The sequence below is a fragment of the Aestuariibius sp. HNIBRBA575 genome, from assembly GCF_040932005.1.
Lineage (GTDB): Bacteria > Pseudomonadota > Alphaproteobacteria > Rhodobacterales > Rhodobacteraceae > CANLNM01.
This window is the reverse complement of record NZ_CP162414.1, coordinates 2641313-2663878: the sequence shown is the minus strand read 5'-3', so window position 1 is coordinate 2663878 and position 22566 is coordinate 2641313. Positions and strand designations below refer to the sequence as shown.

Sequence of the window (22566 nt, the reverse complement as noted above, 5' to 3'; positions counted from 1 at the left end):
TCTATTCAACCGACACATTTGCCGTTGTCCGATCGATCACAACGCCAGCCCGTATCAGAACGATTTCACCCAAATAGGTGCCACTGGGCCACCCAAGAGCCGGAGCCCGGCGGCCACTTGCGCGGAAATATTGGGCCTGTTGGCGATCAAGGGTCATATTCTGTTGGTGGATGATATCCCCATCCGGGTTTTGAATGGTAAACGTAATCTGATCTTCAGATTGGCCACCAAATGCGAGCCCAAACAAAACAATCGGATCGGATGCGGCCAAAATGGTGTTATGGGCGTCGCCCGCTTTGATCGCGGCATATTCAGGTACAAAACTGGAAAAGCCCACATCGATGAATGCAGTCGGCGACCAGTGCAGGGGCGTGGTCCACAAAGAATTGGTTGAGGGGGCTGCGCAGGTGATATTGCCGTCGGGATCAAAGGGATCGATGACGGCCCCGTCTTTGCGAACCGAAAGGTGCAGATGCGGAAACTCTGTTTGGCCAGACAATCCGATGCGCCCCAGAACCTGCCCAGCCGCGACGGCCTGCCCGGGTTGGACGGAAACCGACCCCTGTGCCAGATGGCAATATTGCGTTTCCCAGCCATCGCCATGTGAAATGACGACGCCATTGCCGCATTCCCGGCCTGTGACATCGGGGGCGTCCGGGCTGTCTTGTAGAATATCGGACATGTCATTGCGCACCCCAAGCACAGTGCCCGGTGCGGCGGCCAACACATCCACCCCGGCATGTTGGGCGGCCAAAGTTGGCAGGCCGAAATCGGTTCCCTTATGTCCGTCGTAGCTTAGGCTTCCGCAGGTGAAATCCGACGCGTCAGTGCTGGGATCATGATCCACGAATTGTTGAATATAGCACATATCCCCAAGGTCACAGTCCACAGGGGATGCAAGCAGGATGTCGCGCGCAAAAACGGGGGATGCAAACAGAAAAAGGGCAACAATGAGCTGCCCTTTCCTTAAAAACTTGTACAACACGGTTGGTTACTCAGCCGTGAGCAAAGGTGGCTTATCGCCGGATATCCGAGCTTTTTCAGGCTCTTCTATGCGCAGATCGATATTTCCATCTTTAACACCGACTTTGACCAACCCACCTTTTGCCAATTTGCCGAATAACAGCTCTTCGGCCAGTGGTTTTTTGATGAATTCCTGAATAACCCGTCCAAGCGGCCGTGCGCCCATCCGATCATCATATCCTTTGTTGGCCAGCCATTCGGCCGCTGGGCGTGTCAATTCGATGGCGACGTTGCGATCCATCAATTGCGCTTCCAGCTGCAGAACAAACTTCTCAACCACTTGCAGAATGACTTCTTTGGGTAGCGCACCAAAGCTGATCACAGCATCCAGTCGGTTGCGGAATTCAGGCGTAAACGTGCGTTCGATCGCGGCAGTGTCTTCGCCGGTCCGGCGATCTCGGCCAAAGCCAATGGCAGATTTGGCCTGTTCGGCTGCACCCGCATTCGACGTCATGATCAGGATCACATTGCGGAAATCAACCGAACGCCCATTGTGATCGGTAAGTGTCCCGTGATCCATCACTTGCAACAGAATGTTGAACACATCTGGATGGGCTTTTTCGATTTCATCGAGCAAGAGCACGCAATGGGGATGTTGATCGATCCCATCGGTCAGCAGACCGCCCTGATCAAACCCAACATAACCCGGAGGCGCCCCGATCAAACGCGAAACGGCGTGTTTTTCCATGTATTCCGACATGTCAAACCGCAGCAATTCCACGCCAAGGGTGGACGCCAATTGATTGGCAACCTCCGTTTTACCGACCCCTGTTGGGCCAGCAAACAGGTAGTTCCCGATCGGTTTCTCAGGTTCCCGCAACCCGGCCCGTGCAAGCTTGATCGCCGAAGACAATGCAACGATGGCATCATCCTGACCAAAGACCACGCGTTTCAGAGATTTCTCTAGATCTTTCAGGACCTCGGCGTCGTTCTTGGACACGTTTTTCGGAGGAATCCGAGCGATCTTGGCGATGACGGCCTCAATCTCTTTGGTGCCGATGGTTTTGCGGCGTTTGGATTCCGGGATCAGATGTTGGGCCGCGCCGGCTTCGTCGATCACGTCGATCGCTTTGTCGGGCAGTTTGCGGTCATTGATATAGCGCGCTGCCAGTTCTACGGCGGTTTTGATCGCATCGGCCGTGTATTTGATCTGATGATGTTCCTCAAAATAGGGCTTCAACCCTTTGAGGATTTTCACAGAATCAGTGACGGATGGCTCCGCAACGTCGATTTTCTGGAACCGGCGTGACAGGGCGCGGTCTTTTTCGAAATGCTGGCGGAATTCTTTGTAAGTGGTTGATCCCATGCAGCGCAATTTACCGCCTTGCAATGCTGGCTTCAGCAAGTTGGAGGCGTCCATGGCACCGCCGGATGTTGCGCCTGCGCCAATCACGGTGTGAATTTCGTCGATGAACAGCACCGCATCGGGATGTTCCTCAAGCTCGTTCATCACCGCTTTCAAGCGCTCTTCAAAATCACCGCGATACCGGGTGCCTGCCAGCAAGGCGCCCATATCCAAGGAATAAATCGTCGTTCCTGCAAGGACGTTTGGCACTTCGGATTTGACAATTTTATAGGCCAAACCTTCGGCAATGGCGGTTTTGCCCACACCGGGATCGCCCACCAGCAATGGGTTATTTTTGCGACGGCGACATAGAACCTGCACGCAGCGTTCAACCTCGTGATCGCGCCCAATCAGCGGATCAACATCGCCTTTGGCGGCTTTGACGTTCAAATCCACGCAATATTTGGCAAGCGCGCTTTCTTTTTCATCGCCTTCCATGGAAACGTTCACGGTTTCCTCTTCGTCAGGGGCACCAGTGACCGGGCGGCTTTCACCGAATGCCGGGTCCTTGGCAACGCCATGGGCAATGAAATTAACCGCGTCATAACGCGTCATGTCCTGGGCTTGCAGGAAATAAGCGGCGTTTGATTCGCGCTCGGCAAAGATCGCAACCAGAACGTTGGCACCGGTTACCTCAGTGCGGCCCGATGATTGCACATGGATCGCGGCGCGTTGAATAACCCGCTGAAAGGCGGCTGTGGGAACGGCTTCGGACCCTTCAACATCGGTGACCAACGTGGAGAGATCATCTTCGATGAACTCCTCCAACGCTTTGCGCAATTCGTCCAGATCCACCGAACATGCCTTCATTACACGGGCCGCGTCTGGCTCATCAATGAGGGCAAGCAGGAGGTGTTCCAGCGTTGCAAGTTCGTGTCGCCGCGCATTGGCAAGCGCCAGGGCGGAATGAATGGACTGCTCAAGTGTTGTCGAGAAAGACGGCACGTGCGTGCTCCTCTGATCGGGGTCGGGAAGGGCCGGATTGGCTACAGGCCCCGTCCTGACCGTGGCCTCTTAAGATTAAAGTTCGCTTTCGAAGCCGAACCTTCAAGGGCTTTTTTATTTATTTGTCGTCATGGGGGGGGCGAAAAAACCATCTTTTCCCTTATAATTAAGGGGTTTTGATGGGGGAATAAAAATATTCAACTAATCGTGGTTTTTCGCAAGATTTAGGGTCTGAGCCTCGAAATACCCCATTTGGTCGTGGGGTATTTCGGGAAAACGCTCTTGGACTGGCTCAAAAATTATCTTTGCGGGCCCGAATTTCGGTGAACACTTCGACGTCAGATGCTGTGTCCATGCCAATCGCTGCTTTCATGTCGTTGGCGTCAGCGCGCAGGAATGGATTGGTTGCCTGTTCCAACTGCAATGTTGATGGCACGGTAAATTCCCCTGCGGCGCGTTTGGCCGTGATGTCTGCGACCCGTTCGATCAGGGCTGTATTGTTCGGGTCAATCGACAGGGCAAATTTGGCGTTGGATGCGGTATATTCATGCCCAGAGCAAATCAACGTTTCAGCGGGCAGGGCGCGCAGTTTTTGCAGGCTTTCCCACATTTGGGCGGGCGTTCCTTCGAACAATCGCCCACATCCCAATGCCATCAGGCTGTCAGCGGTAAAGGCCAGGGATGAGTCGGGAAAATGAAACGCGATATGGCCGATTGTATGCCCAGAGACATCAAATATATGCACCGCTTCGCCACAAACGGTGATTGTGTGGCCCTCTGTGACGGCCAAATCCAGCGGCGGCAGGCGTTCTGCATCCGCAGCCGCGCCGATCACGCGGGCGCCCGTCGCGTTACGAATCGCCCCAAGCCCATCCACATGGTCCCAATGGTGGTGTGTCAGCAAAATATCCGTAAGCGTCCAATTCCGGTCCGCCAGCGCCGCTAAGATCGGTTCGGATTCAGGCGCATCCACCAGGGCTGTTTCGCCTGTGGCGTCGTTGTGAACGAGAAAAGCGTAATTATCTGACAAACATGGGATGGTTAACAGCGTTAGGGGCATGGATTTCGCGATCTTCATTGTTATGTTGTGGTTAGCCTGACGCGAAGGGACGCTGGTTGCAATGCATCTTGATGTACTGGTTCTGAGGAATTTCTACTATCGCAGTGCGCTGGGGCGTGCTGTTCAAAAGGTAATTCGAGATGAATTGACACGCATTTGGCCAGAGGCCAAAGGCCAGACCGTCGCCGGTTTTGGCTTTGCCGTGCCATTGTTACGCCCCTATCTAAATGATGCACGGCGCGTGATTGGCCTGATGCCGGGGCCCCAAGGCGTCATGCCGTGGCCGCCGGGGCGCAAAAACGTATCTGTTTTATGCGAAGACACATTATGGCCGCTGCAAACGGGGCAGGTCGACAAATTGGTTGTGATGCATGGGTTGGAAACCTCTGAACAGCCGACCGCCGTTCTAGAGGAATGCTATCGGGTTCTCGGGCCGGGGGGCCGTGCGGTGTTTGTTTTGCCCAATCGGACCGGGCTTTGGTCGCGATCTGACAAAACGCCGTTTGGGTTTGGGCGCCCATATTCACTGTCTCAGCTGGAAATACAGCTGCGCCAGCACGGATTTAAAACCGAAAAGGCCCTATCGACATTGTATCAACCTCCTTCGGCCTCTCGGGGTTGGCGGAGGTCTGCGGGAGTTGTGGAAAATCTGGGGCGGCATCTGCCGATTCTGCGCGCCGGTGGGGTGCTGATGGTTGAGGTCAGCAAACAAGTCCCAGCCCCAACGCGCCCCAGCCTGCCCGAAGCGGTGCGCCGGCCGCTGAAAATTCTGGAAGGCATGTCCGCACCTGAACCTGCGCGCCGCGAACAGCCTGATTAAGGTGTCGGATCGGGCAGGTCCTTTGTTTGATCAACAGAATCAAACCAGCGATTGGTAAATTTGCCCCAATCTGAGGGGTAAAAATCACAATTTTACGGGGTTTTGGGTAGGTAAAGTCGGCTTCAAATCCGTGCCAAACCCGTCAATCTTTAGTTTTGATACTCTTGGTCTCATTAATCGAAGCGGTCGGGGCGATTTTTTTACTGCGGCAAAGGGTGGCAATTCGGATGAATTTTTCAGGTGAAAATTGAGCGGTCGACCGAAAATCCCTTGATCTATTAGGGGGTTGTTCATGTTTTGGCGAAACGAAACGGATTTGAGTTTTGGGAAACCATTAACACTAGGTCACATTCCCAGCCCAAGCCTGTTGCCCCAGTGAAATTGCTCTGTTACATCCCCCCTGATTTTGACGCCCCAGCCAATGCTGAGGCCAATACTAGCTGCCTATCTGACATTCGGGATCCCCCGAGTGAAGGGTTGGCCAAGAATCGGAAGGGTGGACGTGTCCGAACCAGCTTCGATCTCCTCAGGCATTGCCGCGCGCTATGCCACCGCTGTCTTTGATTTATCCAAAGACGGCAATGAACTCGCTTCTCTCGCAAAAGATATCGACGCCATCGATGCCGCATTGGCAGATAGCGCCGAATTGCGGGATTTGATCGCATCGCCGATCTTTTCGCGGGACGAACAAGCAGCCGTTATCGGGGCCGTGGCCCAGAAAATGAAGCTGTCTGCAACGATGTCTAACACTCTTAGCCTTTTGGCTCAGAAACGTCGTTTGTTCGTGCTGCCACAGCTGACCGTATCTTTGCGGACCATGCTGGCCGACGAAAACGGCGAAGTAACCGCTGAGGTTGCTTCTGCTAAGGCGCTGACAAAGGCGCAATCAGAGAAGCTCTCTAAAACACTGAAGGCCCAACTTGGGTCGGATGTGGTTATCAAAGCGACCGTTGATGAAAGCCTCATTGGCGGTCTTGTCGTTAAGGTGGGTTCGAAAATGATCGATACGTCGATCCGCTCGAAGCTCTCCGCACTCCAGAACACTATGAAAGAGGTCGGATAATGGCGATCCAAGCTGCAGAAATTTCTGCGATCCTTAAGGACCAGATCAAAAACTTCGGTCAGGATGCCGAAGTTGCCGAGGTGGGCCGTGTGCTCTCCGTTGGTGACGGTATTGCGCGCGTCTTTGGTCTGGACAACATCCAGGCCGGTGAAATGGTCGAATTCCCTGGTGGTATCCAGGGGATGGCTCTGAACCTCGAAGCGGACAACGTTGGTGTTGTTATCTTTGGGTCTGACCAAGACATTAAAGAAGGTGACGTTGTAAAACGGACCAAGTCCATCGTGGACGTTCCAGCCGGTGATGAACTGCTGGGTCGCGTTGTCGACGGTCTGGGTAACCCACTGGACGGCAAAGGCCCGATCAACACAACCAAACGTTTGGTTGCTGATGTTAAGGCCCCCGGCATTATCCCACGTAAATCGGTTCACGAACCGATGGCGACAGGTCTGAAATCTGTGGATGCGATGATCCCGATTGGCCGTGGCCAGCGTGAATTGATCATTGGTGACCGTCAGACTGGTAAAACAGCTGTGGCACTGGATGCGATCCTGAACCAGAAAGCGTATAATGACGCGGCTGGCGACGACGAATCCAAAAAACTGTACTGCGTTTATGTGGCTGTTGGCCAAAAACGTTCCACAGTTGCACAGCTGGTTAAAAAGCTCGAAGAAAACGGCGCTCTGGAATATTCCATCGTTGTTGCTGCGACCGCTTCTGACCCAGCGCCAATGCAGTTCCTGGCACCTTATGCCGCGACTGCGATGGCCGAACATTTCCGTGACAATGGCCGCCACGCTCTGATCATCTATGATGATCTGTCCAAGCAGGCTGTGTCTTATCGCCAGATGTCCCTGCTGCTGCGTCGTCCACCAGGGCGCGAAGCTTATCCAGGTGACGTTTTCTATCTTCACTCCCGTCTGTTGGAACGTTCTGCGAAACTGAACGAAGACAATGGCGCTGGTTCTTTGACCGCTCTGCCGATCATTGAAACGCAGGGTGGTGACGTTTCCGCGTTTATTCCAACCAACGTGATTTCGATCACCGACGGTCAGATCTTCTTGGAAACTGAATTGTTCTATCAGGGTATTCGCCCTGCTGTGAACACCGGTCTGTCGGTGTCTCGTGTGGGCTCTGCTGCTCAGACGAACGCGATGAAATCGGTTGCTGGTCCAGTGAAACTGGAACTGGCGCAGTATCGCGAAATGGCTGCGTTTGCGCAGTTCGGGTCCGATCTGGATGCCGCCACTCAGCAATTGCTGAACCGGGGTGCCCGTTTGACCGAGCTGATGAAACAGCCACAATATTCGCCCCTGACCAACGCTGAAATCGTCTGCGTGATCTACGCGGGTACCAAAGGCTACCTCGACAAAGTTGGCGTCAAAGACGTTGGCCGTTTCGAAGCTGGTCTGTTGAACCACCTGCGCAGCAAGCACAAAGATCTGATGGACTTCATCACCAATGAGGATCCCAAGATCAAAGGCGACGCTGAAGCACGGATCAAAGCTGCGCTGGACGAATTCGCCGCTGACTTCGCTTAAGGGAGGACGAGGCGATGCCAAGTCTTAAGGACCTTAAAAACAGGATCGAGTCGGTCAAATCGACCCGCAAGATCACCAAGGCCATGCAGATGGTGGCCGCTGCAAAATTGCGGCGGGCACAGGAAGCTGCCGAACAGTCCCGTCCATATACCGAGCGTTTCAACGCGGTTATGGCCGGTCTGGCGGCATCGGTGGGCGGTAGCGATAGCGCCCCCAAGCTTCTGTCGGGCACGGGCAGCGATCAAACCCATCTTTTGGTGGTGATGACCTCTGAACGTGGCCTCTGTGGTGGCTTCAATGGCAACATCTCAAAGCTCGCCCGTGCGCGCGCCGAAGAACTGACCGCCCAAGGCAAAACAGTGAAAATCATCACTGTTGGCAAAAAAGGCCGGGATGCTCTGAAACGTGAACTTGGCGATCATTTTATTGCGCATGTTGATCTGACTGACGTGAAACGCGTTGGCTATGAAAATGCACAGGACATCGCCCGCGATATCCTGTCGCGTTTTGATGCCGCCGAATTTGACGTTGCCACGATCTTCTACGCGAAATTCCAGAACGTGGTCACACAGATCCCGACTGCCCAGCAAATCATCCCCGCTGCCTTTGAGGCATCCGAGGATGAGGGCGACGCGACCCTGTATGATTACGAACCCAGCGAAGAAGCCATTTTGGCCGACTTGCTGCCGCGGGGCGTGGCGACTGCCATCTTCTCGGCTTTGCTGGAAAATGGTGCGTCCGAACAAGGCGCCCGTATGAGCGCCATGGACAACGCCACACGCAATGCGGGTGACATGATCGACAAACTGACAATCGAGTTTAACCGCTCACGTCAGGCTGTGATCACCAACGAGCTGATTGAAATTATTTCGGGCGCGGAAGCGCTCTAAGAGAACCGGAGAAACGACAATGGCAAACGCAAAAGGCAAAATCACCCAGGTGATTGGCGCCGTTGTGGACGTGCAGTTCGAGGATCAACTGCCGGCGATTTTGAACGCGCTGACAACGGACAACAATGGTAAAAAACTGGTTCTTGAGGTTGCGCAGCACCTTGGCGAGAACACAGTTCGTGCCATCGCTATGGACGCGACCGAAGGTCTGGTCCGCGGTCAAGAAGTGACCGATAGTGCCCTTCCAATTTCCGTACCTGTTGGGGATGCAACCCTGGGTCGGATCATGAACGTCGTTGGCGACCCCGTCGACGAAAAAGGCCCAATCGGCGCGGCTGAAACGCGCTCGATCCACGCCGACGCTCCTCCTTTTGAGGCTCAGTCCACTGCGTCTGAAATCCTCGTAACAGGGATCAAAGTTATCGACCTTTTGGCGCCCTATGCCAAAGGTGGTAAAATTGGCCTGTTCGGTGGTGCGGGTGTGGGTAAGACAGTTCTTATTCAAGAGCTGATCAACAACATCGCGAAAGTGCACTCTGGCTACTCCGTATTCGCGGGTGTGGGCGAACGGACCCGTGAAGGGAACGATCTGTACTACGAATTCATCGAATCCGGTGTTATCGACGCCGAAGACCTGACCAAGTCCAAAGTGGCGTTGGTTTACGGTCAGATGAACGAGCCTCCAGGTGCGCGTATGCGGGTTGCTCTGTCCGGCCTGACAATGGCTGAACAGTTCCGTGACCAATCTGGTACCGACGTTCTGTTCTTTGTCGACAACATCTTCCGCTTTACACAAGCGGGTTCCGAGGTGTCCGCGCTGTTGGGTCGTATTCCTTCTGCGGTGGGTTACCAGCCAACTCTGGCCACCGACATGGGTGCGATGCAGGAACGGATTACATCGACCACAAACGGTTCGATTACATCGGTTCAGGCGATTTACGTACCTGCGGATGACTTGACTGACCCTGCACCTGCGACTTCGTTTGCGCACTTGGATGCGACCACGGTTCTGAACCGTGCGATTTCCGAGCTGGGCATCTATCCTGCGGTTGACCCGCTCGATTCAACGTCACGTCTGCTGGATCCAGCCGTCGTGGGCGAAGAGCACTACAGCGTTGCAACTGACGTTCAGCAGATCCTTCAGCGTTACAAATCGCTGCAAGACATCATCGCCATCCTTGGCATGGACGAACTGAGCGAAGAAGATAAGCTGACAGTGGCACGGGCGCGTAAAATTCAGCGCTTCCTGTCTCAGCCCTTCGACGTTGCGAAAGTGTTCACAGGTTCTGACGGTGTTCAGGTGCCTCTGGAAGACACAATCGCGTCGTTCAAAGCCGTTGTGGCTGGCGAATATGACCACCTGCCCGAAGGCGCGTTCTACATGGTAGGCGGCATCGGTGAAGTGATCGCAAAAGCCGAGAAAATGGCTGCGGAAGCAGCTTAAGGAGGCGATATGGCTGAGAACCTGCAATTCGACCTTGTGAGCCCCGAAGCGCGCTTGGCGCAAATCGAGGCAACCGAGGTTCAGATCCCTGGTGCGGATGGCGACATGACAGCAATGGCTGACCATGCCCCAACCATCACCACACTGCGCCCCGGCGTCCTGAAAGTCACCCATGCGGGTGGCGTGGACGAATTCGTGGTTTCCGGCGGTTTCGCCGAAATCACCGCCGGTGCGGTATCGGTTCTGGCTGAAAAAGCCCTTGCCAAGGCAGAAGTGTCCCAAGACGTGTTCGATCGTTTGATCGGCGCGGCAAAAGACGCCCTGACCAAAGCACAAGAGGGAGCCGGTGAGCCCGGCGCGGCAGATGATGCTGCGAAATTGGTGGCCGATATGGTTGCCATGGGCGAAACTATCGGCCTTTCGGCCAGCTGATCTTTGGTGACTTAGATTTGAGGAAGGCCCCGCAATCGCTGGGGCCTTTTTCGTTTTTTCAACATGATTTTGACGGATTTGGTAACTATTCATTAAGAATTAACCATTTATCCCCGAATAGAGGCAGGGGGCTAATATAATGAAACGGCTTAGAAATCACTGGATCGGGATCGATCAGGGCGAAGTTGTTCTGTTTTCCGATTTTCAGAATGATGGTGAAATGTGGTCGGGCGAAGGTCCGCGCCAAATGGTATCGCATGTGTCCTTTGGCGAAAGCTATCGTACACCTCCGACGGTACAGGCGCATCTGTCGATGTGGGATATATCCAACGGCGCCAATGGCCGTATGGATGTGCAAACCGACGACGTGACCGTCGATGGGTTCAAAATCGTGTTTCGCACATGGGGTGACACCAAAGTCGCGCGTGTGCGTGTGGGCTGGCAGGCCATCGGTGAGCTGCGCCATGCAGACGAATGGGACCTTTATTAACTCCAAAGGCCGGATATTTTGGCGCTATCACCCAAACGGGTGATGCCTGGCGCGGGGCAAATCTCTAGACAATTCATTGTGAGAGAGATTTACATGACCAGAAAATTTTCAATAACCAATTTGATTTTTGGCGCGTTGACGCTTTGCGTTTTATCCACCCAAGCTGGTGCATTTCATGTGTCCACTGGGCAGGTTTATGAAGCGACTTACAATGCGAACTTCAATGAACTTATCACCGTCCCAGACACTGAAGACCCGTTTAACTATGACGCCTACTACAGTCATTTTATTCAGGATGTTTATTTCGGCAGTGACTTACTTCATGCAGGTGAGACGCTCACGCTAACTTTTTTGGATCAACATCGAAATCTGTTGTTTAGCGAAACCCACACAAACGGATTCGATTCCGAAGTCGAGTGGTTCGCTGGTAACTTAGATTTCTTTAGCCATCAGGACTACTATGTTCAGATATCATCGGGACAAGGGGAGTTCGATGTAGAGCACGTTTGGCTCCTTGGCCAATTGATTGGGACTTTGGGGGCACAAGGAACTTATTTTGATCAAGAGTTCAGCATGACAATCACCGATTTTGCACTTGTGTCTACGCCATCGCTCCCGGCTGTGCCGCTTCCAGCGTCTGCTCTGTTGTTGCTGTCGGGGATAGCGGGATTGGCGCGAATGAAACGTCGCGCCCGATAAATCGTCAATATTTAAAGAGTGTTGCCGGGTTTGCGTGATTGCACAAACCCGGCGTTTTTTTATGGGGCTGATGGTCAGCTCAGCGCGATGGATCAGACGTTATACAGACCTTCATAGATCGGCGTCAGAGTTTCGTGATCAAACAGCGACGACACGGATGTGCCGCTCCAGATGTTCAGCGTGGCTTGGGCAAACATCGGCGCCGTAGGGACGATCCGAATGTTGGGGCAGGCTTTGGTTTCTGGCGTGGCTTCGATGCTGTCGGTGATCACCAGTGACTTCATCACCGAATTGCTGATCCGTTCAATTGCGGGCCCGGACAACACGCCGTGGGTGATATAAGAATGCACTTCGGTTGCGCCATGTTCCATCAGGATTTCGGCAGCTTTGCACAATGTGCCAGCCGTGTCGCAGATGTCATCGACGATGATACATTTCTTGCCTTCGACACTGCCGATCACGGTCATTTCAGCGATCTCGCCGGCCTTTTCGCGGCGTTTGTCCACGATCGACAGCGGCGCATTGATCCGTTTGGCCAATTCGCGCGCCCGGGCCACGCCGCCAACATCCGGTGACACGACCATCACGTCGTCCAGACCGTCTTTGAAGTGGTGTTTGATGTCCAGCGCAAAAATTGGGCTGGCATAAAGGTTGTCGACTGGAATATCAAAGAAGCCCTGAATTTGAGCCGCATGCAGATCCATGGTCAGAACCCGTTCGATCCCGGCTTCGACCAACATATTGGCCACCAGTTTTGCAGAGATCGGTGTGCGGGCCTTGGCGCGGCGATCCTGACGGGCATAGCCGAAATACGGGATCACAGCGGTGATACGGGCCGCCGATGACCGACGCAGCGCGTCTGCCATGATCAGCAGTTCCATCAGGTTGTCATTGGCCGGGTTGGATGTGGATTGAATGATAAACACATCTTCGCCGCGGACGTTTTCATACATCTCAACAAAGATTTCCTGATCGTTGAACCGTTCGACACGGGCATCAACCAATCCTACATTCATTCCGCGATGCATCGACATGCGCCGCGCGACCGCTTCGGCCAGTGGCCGGTTTGCGTTACCTGAAATCAGTTTTGGTTCGTGGATAGTCGGCATCGGCCATTCCCCTTGGCTTTCTGTCAGAGCAGGTGACAGAATCATGACGTTGACACCGCCTAGCACACCCCTACGGTGACGCAAATAATCCCAAGTGCAGGAGAGCGCAAAATGCCGCAGATTAACTACTATTTTTCCGTCTTATCGCCTTTCACGTACCTATCGGGGCTGCGGCTAGAGGAAATTGCAGCGAAACATGGCGCGGACATTCAGTACAAACCGCTGGACATTATGGCACTGTTTGCCCGCACAGGGGGCACGCCGCCCAAGGATCGTCATCCCAATCGGATCGACTATCGTATGCAGGAACTGGTGCGCGCGGCCACAAAAACCGGCCTGCCGATGAATTTCAATCCCGCCCATTGGCCGACCAATGCGGCCCCTGCATCCTATGCGATCATCGCGGCGGCCAATGCCGGTGGCGGGGATCTGGGCGCGCTGTGCCATTCGGTTTTACGCGCGGTCTGGGCCGAAGAAAAAGACATCGCGCAGGATGATGTGATCGCCCAATGTCTGGTGGCGGCCGGGTATGAGGCATCGCTGATCAACTCCGGAATGCTGACCGGGGCGGAACAATATGGGCGCAATCTAGAAGAAGCGATCGACGCTGGCGCATTTGGCGCGCCATTTTACATCACTGATGGGGATGCACGGTTCTGGGGACATGACCGGTTGGATGATCTGGATGCGCATCTGTCAGGTGATCTGTAAATGCCACTGACCCGAATATCTGGGTCAGACATATGGGTTGAACGGGGTGGGGACGGCGCGAACCCCACCTTGATGATCCATTGTTCACTGGCCAAACACGAAGCGTTGCTACCGCTGCTGGACAATTTGGTGGACGTCGATGCGACGCTGTTTGATCTGCCCGGCCATGGGCGCAGCGCGGATGCTGACCAGATTGACCCACAGGGGCAGGCGGTCAGCATCGCCGCCCAGCTGGCACAGCCGGGATCACATGTGATCGGTCATTCCTTTGGGGCGACCATCGCGTTGCGGCTTGCACTGGAACATCCGCATCTGGTGCGCCGTTTGACCTTGATCGAACCGGTGATGTTTGGAGCCGTGCAAAACAGTACAACCTACCGCGTGATGAAGCAGGATTATGTGGCCTTTGATGCCGCCTTGGCCGATCAGGATTTCGAAACGGCGGCGCGGATGTTTATGCGGTGGTGGGGCGATGGGCGTCCTTGGGCGGATCTGCCGAACCGTCAGAGGGCCGGATTGATGCGCCGCATTCCATTGATCGCTGCGGCACGTGGGGCAACAGATGACGATATCGGTGGGATGTTGGTGCCCGGCCGGCTAGAGGCGTTACAAATTCCAGTGACGCTGATCGCAGGGGCCGACACACATCCGTTGATCCCGCTGGTTCATCAGGCACTGGCGGCCCGATTGCCAAATGCCACATCCCACGTGATCCCAGAGGCCCGTCATATGGTGGCCGTGACCCATGCCGCCCAAGTCGCCCGCATTATATCAGAGCAGAGCGAGAAACTGATCGATGTCTGATTTTGCAATGGACCAGTCACAGACAAACCGCGCCTGAACCAATGTATCGGGATCCCCTGACGCAATATCTGCATCTGGGTGGTATTGGGCCCCTGCGGCGATCAGCCGTTGATGGGTGGCCCTTGGCAGGCTGGCAAACATCAGATTACCCTCAACGGGATAAGCAAGGGTTGCGCCGCCCGCGATCAGGCCTTGGGCCAGATAATCCGCGTTTTGGTTGCTCTGTTTGGCCAGAGAAAGCCACAGATCATCGGTCAGATAGGCCTGCATCTGGGCCGACAGATAGCGATGTTTCGACAACAGGTGCCCGCCACGTTTGCGGCGCAGCTCAAATTCGCGACCTTTGTCAGGGTCAAAAAACACAACGGCCTCAACCCCCATCAACCCGTTTTTCGTACCGCCAAAGCACACGGCATCTACGCCCGATTTCCACGTCATGTCAGCCGCGCTGCACCCCAGATGATCCAGCGCATTGGCAAACCGCGCCCCGTCCAGATGAACGGGCAGGTTATGGGCATGGGCGATGTCGCTGATCGCTTTGATGTCTGCGAGGGAATAACAGGTTCCGGTTTCTGTAACCTGCGTGATCGAAACAGGGCCGCGTTCTGGCCCATGGGGAAACCGGTTGCCTTCGGAGTCCAAGGCTTTGCGCAATGCCGCAGAGGTCATTTTGCCATCCACATCCGGGATCAATGTCAGCTTTGCGCCGCCAGTGTAAAACTCTGGCGCGCCGCATTCATCCATCTGGATATGGGCCAGGGAGGTGCAGAAAATCGTTTCAAACGGTTGGCACAGCGTGGCCAGTGTCAACACATTGGCCGAAGTGCCATTGATGACCAGATGAACAGAGGCATCGGGTGCCTCAAAGATCATGCGCAGCTGGTCGCGGACCTGATCCATCAACGCATCGTTGCCATAGGCCGGGGCATAACCGGTATTGGCGTCAATCATGGCCTGCATCACGTTCGGATGCACCGGACCGGCATTGTCAGATGCAAAATACATCAGGTTGGTTCCTCGATCAGGTGGTCTTCCCATTCATCTTCGTGAATGTCGAATTCAGATACGGTTAACCCTTGGGCGGACACGCCAGCCGCATGCACGCTTTGCATGTTGCCGGATATCAGCGGATGCCAGTGGAACAGATCGCGTCCCTCATGCACCAAACGATAGGCACAGGTCTGGGGCAGCCAATATAGGTGGTCCGGGATGGATTGCGGGGTCAGGCGGATGCAATCGGGCACAAATTGGTGGCGGATGTCGTATTGCGCGCAATGACACGTCGCGTCATCCAACAATCGGCAGGCGACGCGGGTCAAAACCACTTCGCCGCTCTCTTCGTCTTCCAATTTGTTCAGGCAGCATTTGCCACAGCCGTCACACAGGGCTTCCCATTCTTTGTCCGTCATTTTGGTCATCGGAACGGTGTTCCAGAACTGATCCCGCAGGCCGGTTCTGTCGATGGGATCAGACATTTTTCAGGATCTCACGCGCTTGGTCGCAATCAGCGTGCATTTTGGTGATCAGGGCATCCAACCCGTCAAACTTCAGCTCTGGACGCAGATATTCAACCAGTGCCACAGAAATGTCAGCCCCGTATAGATCGCCTTTGAAATCAAAGATGTAGGTTTCGCAATTGGGGTGATTTATCCCAAATGTCGGGCGTTCCCCAATGGATGCGGCCCCATGGTAATTGCCCGCATGTGGCCCGGTCAGCACGTCGATCAGCACGGCATAAACGCCAAAACGCGGCGGGTGCAGGTCATCGATGGACATGTTCGCGGTCGGAAACCCCAATTCGCGCCCCCGTTGATCGCCTTGAATGACGACGCCGTCAATGCGGTGCCAATGGCCCAACATATCCGCAGCATCATGTGGGCGGCCTTCGCCCAACGCTTTGCGGATCGCTGTCGAAGAGGCCTCTTCGTCGCCAATCGAAACCAGCGGCACAACCGTCACGCCAAATCCCATTTCAGCGCCGAATTCCTGCAAATCCGCCGCTTTTCCGGCGCGTTTCGCCCCAAAGAAGAAGTCTTCGCCGACAACCACATGCGCCAGGCCTAGCCGTTTGACGATGATCTCTTGGGCAAATTCCCGAGGGCTCAACGAAGAGAGCGCAGGCGTGAACGGCAGTTCATAAAGGTGATCCACTTTCAGTTTTTCCAGACGATGCGCCTTGGCTGCAGCATTCATTAACCGAAAGGCCGGACCGTTGGGTTGAAACACCTGTCGCGGATGCGGCTCAAACGTCATGATCCCCAGCGGTGCCTGCAAAGCATCAGCCGTTTTCCGGGTGGTTTCAATCACGGCGATATGGCCCAGATGCACACCATCGAAATTGCCGATGGCTGCAACAGCTCCGCGGATGTCAGCGGGCACGAATTCGGTGTCTCGGATGATGCGCATTCTCATGCCCTATCTGTCCTGCAAACCACTTGCAAGCATTCGCAGACGTCGCCGTTTTCTGTTGTTAGAAAACGTCCCGGAAACGTTCAGATTTTCCGGGACCGGTTGGCGTGGATCAATCGAATTTACGCGACGGCGCCAGAACGTTTGCCTCGCCCATCAGAACCTTTTTGCCATTCACCAGACACCGTGTGTCCAATTTGACCCGGCGTTTGGAATGGTCGATATCCATCACTTCGACTTCGGCCAGAACCATGTCGCCGGGGCGTACAGGGGCCAGAAATTTCAGGTTTTGACCTAGATAAACGGTCCCATGGCCGGGCAATTGTTCGCCAATGACCGCAGACACCAACCCGGCGGTCAGCATCCCATGGGCGATCCGCCCCTCAAAGATCGTGTCCTGCGCGTAATCATCGTCCAGATGCACAGGATTGCGGTCGGTGGACACCTCGGCGAACATTTCAATGTCTTGATCGGTGATGACCTTTGACAGGCTGCGCACCATGCCAATTTCCAGATCTTCGATACAGATCGTGCCGCGGGGCTGATTATCCAGCATTTTGCGCTCCATGAGTAACAAATGGTCCAATAATGGGTGTCATTGGCAACATAATTACTTTGCAGTTGCAGAAAAATCAAGCCCCTTCTTTGACTATCTTAACTGGCCAATCGCATAGGTTGGCGTAATTTTTTCGTTTTCAATGAATGCATTAAGCGCATTTTCATCAGGTTGGTGGGTGGTTTTGGTTTCTTTGGCTGCCAGCCCGCCGGTGATAAACAAGCTATCAATGTCATCCCCAAGCGCCCCAAGGATGTCTGTGCGAATCCCATCGCCGATGGCCAGAATCCGTGGGTTGGCGGGTGCCAAACCGGTGGCCATTAGGCGGCGCGCGGCCAGATCGTAAATGGGCGGATGCGGTTTGCCAAAATACAGGCTTTCGCCCCCCATTTCCGTGTAAAGCGCGGCCAATGCGCCGGCGCACCATTCACGTGTTTCACCGCGATCCACAACAATATCCGGATTGGCGCAGAGCAGTTTCAGCCCTTTTTGTTTGGCGTATAAAAACTGTGCACGATATTCAGCGGGGTCGGCTTCTGGATTTTCAGGGCCGCAGCACACGATGCCTTCGGCCTCTTCCAACGGAACCGTTTGCACGTTCAGTGGTTGGTCCAACAGGTTCAACGGTTCAAAAAACGCGGCCTCATGTGGTTGCCCGACAAACCAGACTTTTTGGCCAACCGCCCCCTGAAACATCGCCGACCGCGCGCTGTCGCCGGAGGTGGCGATGGTGTCCCAGCAATCTTCGGGAACCTGAAATTCACGCAATTGCGGTTCCACATTGGCGCGGGGGCGGGGTGAATTGGTCACCAGCACCACAACTTTGCCAGCCGCACGAAAGGCGCGCAGGGCCTCGACGGCGTCTTGGTGGGCGATGATGCCATTATGCACGCAGCCCCAAAGATCCACATAAGCGGCGTCATATTGGTCGGTAACTTCGGCGAGGGACGAAATAATGCGGGTCATGGGGGCTCCGATTGGCTGTCTGTGGCCCCCGTGTAGCGCAACATTGTGCCGCGTGACAGGTGTTCTAGGGGCGGGCAGGCCTCACAGCCGGTCGCGCAGAGAATACCAAAGCATGGCCAACACCAACAAAGGCGATCGCAAATGCCGTCCGCCGGGGAACCGATGGGTGGGCACATCTGCCATCAGATCAAACCGTTCGGCCTGACCGGCAATTGTTTCAGCAGCGATCTGGCCTGCAAGGGTCGCCATGGCCACGCCATGCCCGGAATAGCCGGACAGGCTTAGGATATTGCCAGCGATCCGTTCAAAATGCGGCATGCGGTTCATGGTGATGCCCAACGTGCCACCCCAAGCATGGGTGATGTCTGCATCAGCCAATTGCGGAAAAATCTCGGCCAAAGGTTTGCGGACATTTTTTGCGATGTCATGCGGGAATTTGTAGCCGTAACTTTCGGTGCCGCCAAAGATCAGACGATGATCGATAGAGAACCGGAAATAATTCACCACAAATTTGCTGTCTGCGACGGCGTAATTGTGTTTGATAATCTGTTCTTGTTGATCGGGATGCATGGGGGCTGTGGCCACGACAAAGTTGTTGATCGGCATGACCCGGGCCGCGACGCGCGGCATGAGATCCCCCAGATATCCATTGCACCCCAGAACCACATGATCGGATGTGATATCAGCGTTTTGGGTGATGATTTTGGCGGGGGTGCCTTCGACGATCTGGGTCACGCGCGTATTTTCAAACAGACGCACGCCTGCTTGTTGTGCCATCCGCGCCAATCCAAGTGCAAATTGCAACGGATCAATATGCCCTGCACCCAAATCCAATGTGCCGCCATAATAGGACGGTGAATTGACGAATTCCCGTAATTCATGGCGGTTTAGTGTGCTAATTTGATTGTATCCGTAGTCGCGGTGCAGCTTTTCTACATAAGCGTGATAATCAGGAACATAACGTTCGCGGTGGGCGGCGTGAATGATGCCGGGGTGAAAATCCGCGTGGACCAGTTCTGATTTCGATAAATCACGCACCAGATCAACGGATTGATTGGCGATGGTCCACAGCGCGCGGGCGTGATCACGCCCCAGCATGTCCTCTAATACGTCCTGTTCCTGTCGCTGGCCCTGACCGACCTGACCGCCATTGCGCCCGGATGCGCCGGACCCGATACGGGAGGCTTCGACTAGAATGACGTCATAGCCACGTTGGGCCAGATGCAGCGCCGAGGAAAGCCCGGTAAACCCCCCGCCGATGACGCAGACATCACACCGCAACGCCCCAGTCGCCGTCGGGAACGGGGGCAAAGTTGTGGCATTGGCGGCGTAGTAGGACGGGGGATATTCCCCCGGCACATCATTGGCGGTTAACAGATCCATTGGATCATCCTTTAGGCCGACACGAACAATCCGGCGTCTTTAACGGCTTTGTGGGCTTCGTCCAGTGATTGAACCGCGCGGTCCATCATCACGTCGATTTCGTCGGGCGTGATCACCAATGGCGGCGCAATCACCATCCGATCGCCGACATGGCGCATGATCAGATTATTGGCAAAGCTGCGTTCGCGACACATGAACCCAACGGTGCCTGTCTCAGAGGCGAACGCCGCGCGGTTGGCTTTGTCAGGGGTCAATGCGACGGACGCCATGAGCCCGACGATTTTGGCCTCTCCTACCATTGGGTGATCGGCCAACGCTTCCCATTTTTCTTTTAGATAAGGTGCGGCCACATCACGTGCATGTTCGACGATGTTTTCTTCTTGCATGATGCGCAGGTTTTCCATGGCCACGGCACAGGCCACGGGGTGACCCGAATAGGTGTAACCGTGGTTAAATTCGCCTTGGGCAATCACACTGGCAATGTCGTCCGACACAATCGACCCGCCGATCGGCGCATAGCCCGATGACAGGCCTTTGGCGATGGTCATGATGTCAGGACGGATGCCCATGGTCTGCGATCCAAACCAATTGCCCGTGCGCCCAAAGCCGCAGATCACTTCGTCGGCGATCAACAGGATGTCATATTTATCGCAAATCCGTTGAATTTCGGGCCAATAGGTGTCCGGTGCAACGATCACGCCGCCCGCGCCCTGAACGGGTTCAGCAATAAAGGCCGCAACCCGGTTTTCACCCAATTCCAGAATGGCTTGCTCCAATTCTTGGGCACGCGCCAACCCGAATTCCTCGGGGGACATGTCGCCGCCTTCGGACCACCAATTGGGTTGGTTGATATGGTGAATGCCACCGACCATCGGGCCGCCCTGTGCATGCATGCCAGACATCCCGCCCAGGCTGGTCCCCCCCAAAGTAGACCCATGATAGGCGTTGTGACGTGAAATGATGACGTTCTTTTCTGTATGGCCTTTCATCGCCCAATAATGGCGCACCAGCCGGATATTTGTGTCGTTGGCCTCTGATCCGGACCCGGCGTAAAACACGTTGTTCAGATCACCGGGCGTCAGTTCCGCAATCTGCGCAGATAGGGCGATGACCGGCACATGAGTGGTCTGAAAGAACGTGTTGTAATAGGGCAATTCACGCATTTGACGCGCGGCCACATCGGCCAGTTCATCGCGGCCATAGCCGATATTAACGCACCACAATCCTGACATCCCGTCCAAGATTTGATTGCCTTGGCTGTCGGTCAGATGCACGCCATTGGCACGGGTGATCACGCGCGCACCTTTGGTTGCCAATTCGCCATTGGCCGTGAAGGGATGCATGTGATGGGCTGCATCCAGCGCTTGCAATTCTTCTGTTGGCATGTGGTTTGAAATCATATTCATTGGTTTATCCTTTGCGCGATCAGGCGTTCAGCAGCAGGTGCTGACGTTCCCATGGCGAAATTTCGCGTTGGTATTCTTCGTTTTCGGCCCATTTGATGTCCGAATAGAGCTGGCAGAATTCTTCGCCCAGAATGGCGCGAATTTCGGTGGCATTGTCGAACAGGTCCAGCGCTTCGCGCAACGAACCGGGCAGGCCATCTGCGGTTTCCCAGACCTCCACCGTGACGGCGGGGCGGGGCTGGATTTTGTTGATCATGCCCAGATACCCGCAGGCCAACGACGCCGCGATGGCCAGATAAGGGTTGCAATCCATGCCGATGACGCGGTTTTCGACGCGCAGGGATTCCGCCGTAGAATGTGGAATGCGCAGGCCGGTGGTGCGATTATCACGCGCCCATTCCAGATTGGACGGCGCGGACTGACCTTCGGGGGTCAGACGGCGATAAGAATTCACATATGGGGCCAACAAGGGCACAGTCTGCATGGTGTATTTCTGCGAGCCACCAATGAAATGGTGGAATGTGTCCGTGGGGTTTCCGTCCGCATCTGAAAAGATGTTTTTGCCGGTTTCCACATCCACAATGGATTGGTGCAGATGCATGGCGCTGCCGGGTTCGTCGCGGATGGGTTTGGCCATAAAGGTCGCAAACACCCCGTTTGCCAGCGCCGCTTCGCGAATGGTGCGTTTGAAATAAAACACCTGATCCGCCAGTTTTAGCGGGTCACTGTGCAGCAAGTTGATCTCAATCTGTCCAGCACCGCCTTCTTGAATCACTGTGTCGATCTGCAGGCCTTGGGCCTCGGCGTAATCGTAAATCGTATCAATCACAGAGCCGTATTCGTCGACCGCAGCCATGGAATAAACCTGGCGAGACGCGCCTTTGCGCCCCGTGCGGCCCAATGGCGGCTCAATCGGGTCTTTGGGGTCTGTGTTGGGTTTGGTCAGGTAGAATTCCAATTCAGGCGCGACAATCGGTTTCCAGCCTTTTTCCGCATAAAGCGCCAGCACCTTGCGTAATACGTTGCGCGGCGCGATTGCCAAGGGGGCGCCATCGCGGGTTTGCATGTCACAGATGATCTGAACCGTGGCGTCATCCGCCCAAGGTACAGCCGTAGCGGTGGACATATCCGGCACCAAAACCACGTCTTTTTCCAACCATTGGTTTTCGATATCCATGTCCACATATTCACCCGACACGGTTTGATAGAACAGTGAGATCGGCAAATAGAACGTTTCGTCGGGCTGGAATTTATAGGCCGGCATTGCCTTGCCGCGTGACATGCCAACCAGATCGGGAATGATGGTTTCGACCTCTTCCAGACGCCGGCCTTCGATATGATCCAGAAACGCTTCGGGTAGGGTTTCGGCCCAATTGCCGCGGACTTTGGGTTTCTTGGCCTGTGCCATAGGATTGTTCCACATCGCGACAAACGCATCCTCCGCATCGGGGGAATCCCGGGGAAGGGTCGTCG

22 protein-coding genes are annotated in these 22566 nt (G+C 54.9%); 10 read left to right on the top strand and 12 right to left on the bottom strand.

Going from position 1 to position 22566, the window contains the following annotated elements; genetic code table 11:
- Nucleotide 1: 1 nt before the first annotated feature.
- The 3 genes from AB1F12_RS13415 to gloB form a co-directional block, all read right to left on the bottom strand.
- Nucleotides 2–868, bottom strand: a complete 867-nt coding sequence (locus tag AB1F12_RS13415; RefSeq protein WP_368184875.1) for a M23 family metallopeptidase — start codon at nucleotides 866–868, stop codon at nucleotides 2–4.
- A gap of 123 nt (nucleotides 869–991) precedes the next feature.
- Nucleotides 992–3313 carry an ATP-dependent Clp protease ATP-binding subunit ClpA gene (gene clpA, locus AB1F12_RS13410; protein ID WP_368184874.1) on the bottom strand — a complete coding sequence of 774 codons (2322 nt, stop codon included), beginning with the start codon at nucleotides 3311–3313 and terminating at the stop codon, nucleotides 992–994.
- A gap of 292 nt (nucleotides 3314–3605) precedes the next feature.
- Nucleotides 3606–4373: a hydroxyacylglutathione hydrolase gene (gene gloB, locus AB1F12_RS13405; RefSeq protein WP_368184873.1), complete on the bottom strand. Its 768-nt coding sequence runs from the start codon at nucleotides 4371–4373 to the stop codon at nucleotides 3606–3608.
- 61 nt (nucleotides 4374–4434) lie between these two features.
- Here gloB and AB1F12_RS13400 point away from each other — a divergent pair, with 61 nt between their 5' ends.
- The 8 genes from AB1F12_RS13400 to AB1F12_RS13365 all read left to right on the top strand — a co-directional run bounded on the left by AB1F12_RS13400 (nucleotide 4435) and on the right by AB1F12_RS13365 (nucleotide 11749).
- Complete coding sequence (locus AB1F12_RS13400; protein WP_368184872.1) at nucleotides 4435–5193, top strand: class I SAM-dependent methyltransferase; 759 nt, start codon at nucleotides 4435–4437, stop codon at nucleotides 5191–5193.
- Nucleotides 5194–5695: 502 nt separating this feature from the next.
- Nucleotides 5696–6256: a F0F1 ATP synthase subunit delta gene (locus AB1F12_RS13395; protein WP_368184871.1), complete on the top strand. Its 561-nt coding sequence runs from the start codon at nucleotides 5696–5698 to the stop codon at nucleotides 6254–6256.
- Nucleotides 6256–7794 carry a F0F1 ATP synthase subunit alpha gene (atpA, locus tag AB1F12_RS13390; protein WP_368184870.1) on the top strand — a complete coding sequence of 513 codons (1539 nt, stop codon included), beginning with the start codon at nucleotides 6256–6258 and terminating at the stop codon, nucleotides 7792–7794. The genes AB1F12_RS13395 and atpA overlap by 1 nt, the downstream gene beginning before the upstream one ends.
- Before the next feature lie 14 nt (nucleotides 7795–7808).
- Nucleotides 7809–8684, top strand: a complete 876-nt coding sequence (locus tag AB1F12_RS13385; RefSeq protein WP_368184869.1) for a F0F1 ATP synthase subunit gamma — start codon at nucleotides 7809–7811, stop codon at nucleotides 8682–8684.
- Nucleotides 8685–8703: 19 nt separating this feature from the next.
- Nucleotides 8704–10128: a F0F1 ATP synthase subunit beta gene (gene atpD / locus AB1F12_RS13380; protein ID WP_368184868.1), complete on the top strand. Its 1425-nt coding sequence runs from the start codon at nucleotides 8704–8706 to the stop codon at nucleotides 10126–10128.
- Between the two features lie 9 nt (nucleotides 10129–10137).
- Complete coding sequence (locus tag AB1F12_RS13375; RefSeq protein WP_368184867.1) at nucleotides 10138–10560, top strand: F0F1 ATP synthase subunit epsilon; 423 nt, start codon at nucleotides 10138–10140, stop codon at nucleotides 10558–10560.
- 139 nt (nucleotides 10561–10699) lie between these two features.
- Nucleotides 10700–11050: an H-type lectin domain-containing protein gene (locus tag AB1F12_RS13370; RefSeq protein ID WP_368184866.1), complete on the top strand. Its 351-nt coding sequence runs from the start codon at nucleotides 10700–10702 to the stop codon at nucleotides 11048–11050.
- Nucleotides 11051–11143: 93 nt separating this feature from the next.
- A complete protein-coding gene (locus tag AB1F12_RS13365) occupies nucleotides 11144–11749 on the top strand; it encodes a VPLPA-CTERM sorting domain-containing protein (RefSeq protein WP_368184865.1) in 606 nt (201 codons plus the stop codon).
- 92 nt (nucleotides 11750–11841) lie between these two features.
- On the opposite strand, the gene AB1F12_RS13360 is transcribed toward AB1F12_RS13365, so the two are convergent.
- Nucleotides 11842–12858 (bottom strand): ribose-phosphate pyrophosphokinase, encoded by a 1017-nt coding sequence (locus AB1F12_RS13360; RefSeq protein ID WP_368188371.1) that lies wholly within the window; start codon nucleotides 12856–12858, stop codon nucleotides 11842–11844.
- A gap of 111 nt (nucleotides 12859–12969) precedes the next feature.
- On the opposite strand from AB1F12_RS13360, the gene AB1F12_RS13355 reads away from it, so the two are divergent.
- Both AB1F12_RS13355 and AB1F12_RS13350 read left to right on the top strand, forming a co-directional pair.
- A complete protein-coding gene (locus AB1F12_RS13355) occupies nucleotides 12970–13569 on the top strand; it encodes a 2-hydroxychromene-2-carboxylate isomerase (protein ID WP_368184864.1) in 600 nt (199 codons plus the stop codon).
- A complete protein-coding gene (locus tag AB1F12_RS13350; protein ID WP_368184863.1) occupies nucleotides 13570–14373 on the top strand; it encodes an alpha/beta fold hydrolase in 804 nt (267 codons plus the stop codon). It abuts the gene before it with no gap.
- On the opposite strand, the gene AB1F12_RS13345 is transcribed toward AB1F12_RS13350, so the two are convergent.
- The 8 genes from AB1F12_RS13345 to AB1F12_RS13310 form a co-directional block, all read right to left on the bottom strand.
- On the bottom strand, nucleotides 14341–15378 hold the full coding sequence (locus AB1F12_RS13345) for a low specificity L-threonine aldolase (protein WP_368184862.1): 1038 nt from the start codon (nucleotides 15376–15378) through the stop codon (nucleotides 14341–14343). The genes AB1F12_RS13350 and AB1F12_RS13345 overlap by 33 nt on opposite strands.
- A complete protein-coding gene (locus tag AB1F12_RS13340; protein ID WP_368184861.1) occupies nucleotides 15378–15848 on the bottom strand; it encodes a YcgN family cysteine cluster protein in 471 nt (156 codons plus the stop codon). Before AB1F12_RS13340 ends, AB1F12_RS13345 begins: the two co-directional genes overlap by 1 nt.
- Complete coding sequence (locus AB1F12_RS13335; RefSeq protein ID WP_368184860.1) at nucleotides 15841–16779, bottom strand: bifunctional riboflavin kinase/FAD synthetase; 939 nt, start codon at nucleotides 16777–16779, stop codon at nucleotides 15841–15843. The genes AB1F12_RS13340 and AB1F12_RS13335 overlap by 8 nt, the downstream gene beginning before the upstream one ends.
- A 115-nt stretch (nucleotides 16780–16894) precedes the next feature.
- Nucleotides 16895–17338: a MaoC family dehydratase gene (locus AB1F12_RS13330; RefSeq protein WP_368184859.1), complete on the bottom strand. Its 444-nt coding sequence runs from the start codon at nucleotides 17336–17338 to the stop codon at nucleotides 16895–16897.
- Between the two features lie 93 nt (nucleotides 17339–17431).
- The gene (locus AB1F12_RS13325; RefSeq protein WP_368184858.1) at nucleotides 17432–18304 is read right to left on the bottom strand and encodes a TIGR01459 family HAD-type hydrolase; all 873 of its coding nucleotides are present in this window, start codon (nucleotides 18302–18304) and stop codon (nucleotides 17432–17434) included.
- Between the two features lie 81 nt (nucleotides 18305–18385).
- The gene (locus AB1F12_RS13320) at nucleotides 18386–19687 is read right to left on the bottom strand and encodes an NAD(P)/FAD-dependent oxidoreductase (protein ID WP_368184857.1); all 1302 of its coding nucleotides are present in this window, start codon (nucleotides 19685–19687) and stop codon (nucleotides 18386–18388) included.
- 11 nt (nucleotides 19688–19698) lie between these two features.
- Complete coding sequence (locus AB1F12_RS13315) at nucleotides 19699–21093, bottom strand: aspartate aminotransferase family protein (protein ID WP_368184856.1); 1395 nt, start codon at nucleotides 21091–21093, stop codon at nucleotides 19699–19701.
- A gap of 19 nt (nucleotides 21094–21112) precedes the next feature.
- On the bottom strand, nucleotides 21113–22501 hold the full coding sequence (locus tag AB1F12_RS13310) for a glutamine synthetase family protein (protein ID WP_368184855.1): 1389 nt from the start codon (nucleotides 22499–22501) through the stop codon (nucleotides 21113–21115).
- Nucleotides 22502–22566 lie beyond the last annotated feature (65 nt).

Excerpts from the sequence above, each read along its gene's own strand:
- AB1F12_RS13415 (WP_368184875.1), bottom strand. The coding sequence starts at position 868 with ATGTGCTATATTCAACAATTCGTGGATCATGATCCCAGCACTGACGCG.
- gloB (WP_368184873.1), bottom strand. The coding sequence starts at position 4,373 with ATGCCCCTAACGCTGTTAACCATCCCATGTTTGTCAGATAATTACGCT.
- AB1F12_RS13400 (WP_368184872.1), top strand. The coding sequence starts at position 4,435 with ATGCATCTTGATGTACTGGTTCTGAGGAATTTCTACTATCGCAGTGCG.
- atpA (WP_368184870.1), top strand. The coding sequence starts at position 6,256 with ATGGCGATCCAAGCTGCAGAAATTTCTGCGATCCTTAAGGACCAGATC.
- AB1F12_RS13385 (WP_368184869.1), top strand. The coding sequence starts at position 7,809 with ATGCCAAGTCTTAAGGACCTTAAAAACAGGATCGAGTCGGTCAAATCG.
- atpD (WP_368184868.1), top strand. The coding sequence starts at position 8,704 with ATGGCAAACGCAAAAGGCAAAATCACCCAGGTGATTGGCGCCGTTGTG.
- AB1F12_RS13375 (WP_368184867.1), top strand. The coding sequence starts at position 10,138 with ATGGCTGAGAACCTGCAATTCGACCTTGTGAGCCCCGAAGCGCGCTTG.
- AB1F12_RS13370 (WP_368184866.1), top strand. The coding sequence starts at position 10,700 with ATGAAACGGCTTAGAAATCACTGGATCGGGATCGATCAGGGCGAAGTT.
- AB1F12_RS13365 (WP_368184865.1), top strand. The coding sequence starts at position 11,144 with ATGACCAGAAAATTTTCAATAACCAATTTGATTTTTGGCGCGTTGACG.
- AB1F12_RS13360 (WP_368188371.1), bottom strand. The coding sequence starts at position 12,858 with ATGCCGACTATCCACGAACCAAAACTGATTTCAGGTAACGCAAACCGG.
- AB1F12_RS13355 (WP_368184864.1), top strand. The coding sequence starts at position 12,970 with ATGCCGCAGATTAACTACTATTTTTCCGTCTTATCGCCTTTCACGTAC.
- AB1F12_RS13350 (WP_368184863.1), top strand. The coding sequence starts at position 13,570 with ATGCCACTGACCCGAATATCTGGGTCAGACATATGGGTTGAACGGGGT.
- AB1F12_RS13345 (WP_368184862.1), bottom strand. The coding sequence starts at position 15,378 with ATGTATTTTGCATCTGACAATGCCGGTCCGGTGCATCCGAACGTGATG.
- AB1F12_RS13340 (WP_368184861.1), bottom strand. The coding sequence starts at position 15,848 with ATGTCTGATCCCATCGACAGAACCGGCCTGCGGGATCAGTTCTGGAAC.
- AB1F12_RS13335 (WP_368184860.1), bottom strand. The coding sequence starts at position 16,779 with ATGCGCATCATCCGAGACACCGAATTCGTGCCCGCTGACATCCGCGGA.
- AB1F12_RS13330 (WP_368184859.1), bottom strand. The coding sequence starts at position 17,338 with ATGCTGGATAATCAGCCCCGCGGCACGATCTGTATCGAAGATCTGGAA.
- AB1F12_RS13325 (WP_368184858.1), bottom strand. The coding sequence starts at position 18,304 with ATGACCCGCATTATTTCGTCCCTCGCCGAAGTTACCGACCAATATGAC.
- AB1F12_RS13320 (WP_368184857.1), bottom strand. The coding sequence starts at position 19,687 with ATGGATCTGTTAACCGCCAATGATGTGCCGGGGGAATATCCCCCGTCC.
- AB1F12_RS13315 (WP_368184856.1), bottom strand. The coding sequence starts at position 21,093 with ATGAATATGATTTCAAACCACATGCCAACAGAAGAATTGCAAGCGCTG.
- AB1F12_RS13310 (WP_368184855.1), bottom strand. The coding sequence starts at position 22,501 with ATGGCACAGGCCAAGAAACCCAAAGTCCGCGGCAATTGGGCCGAAACC.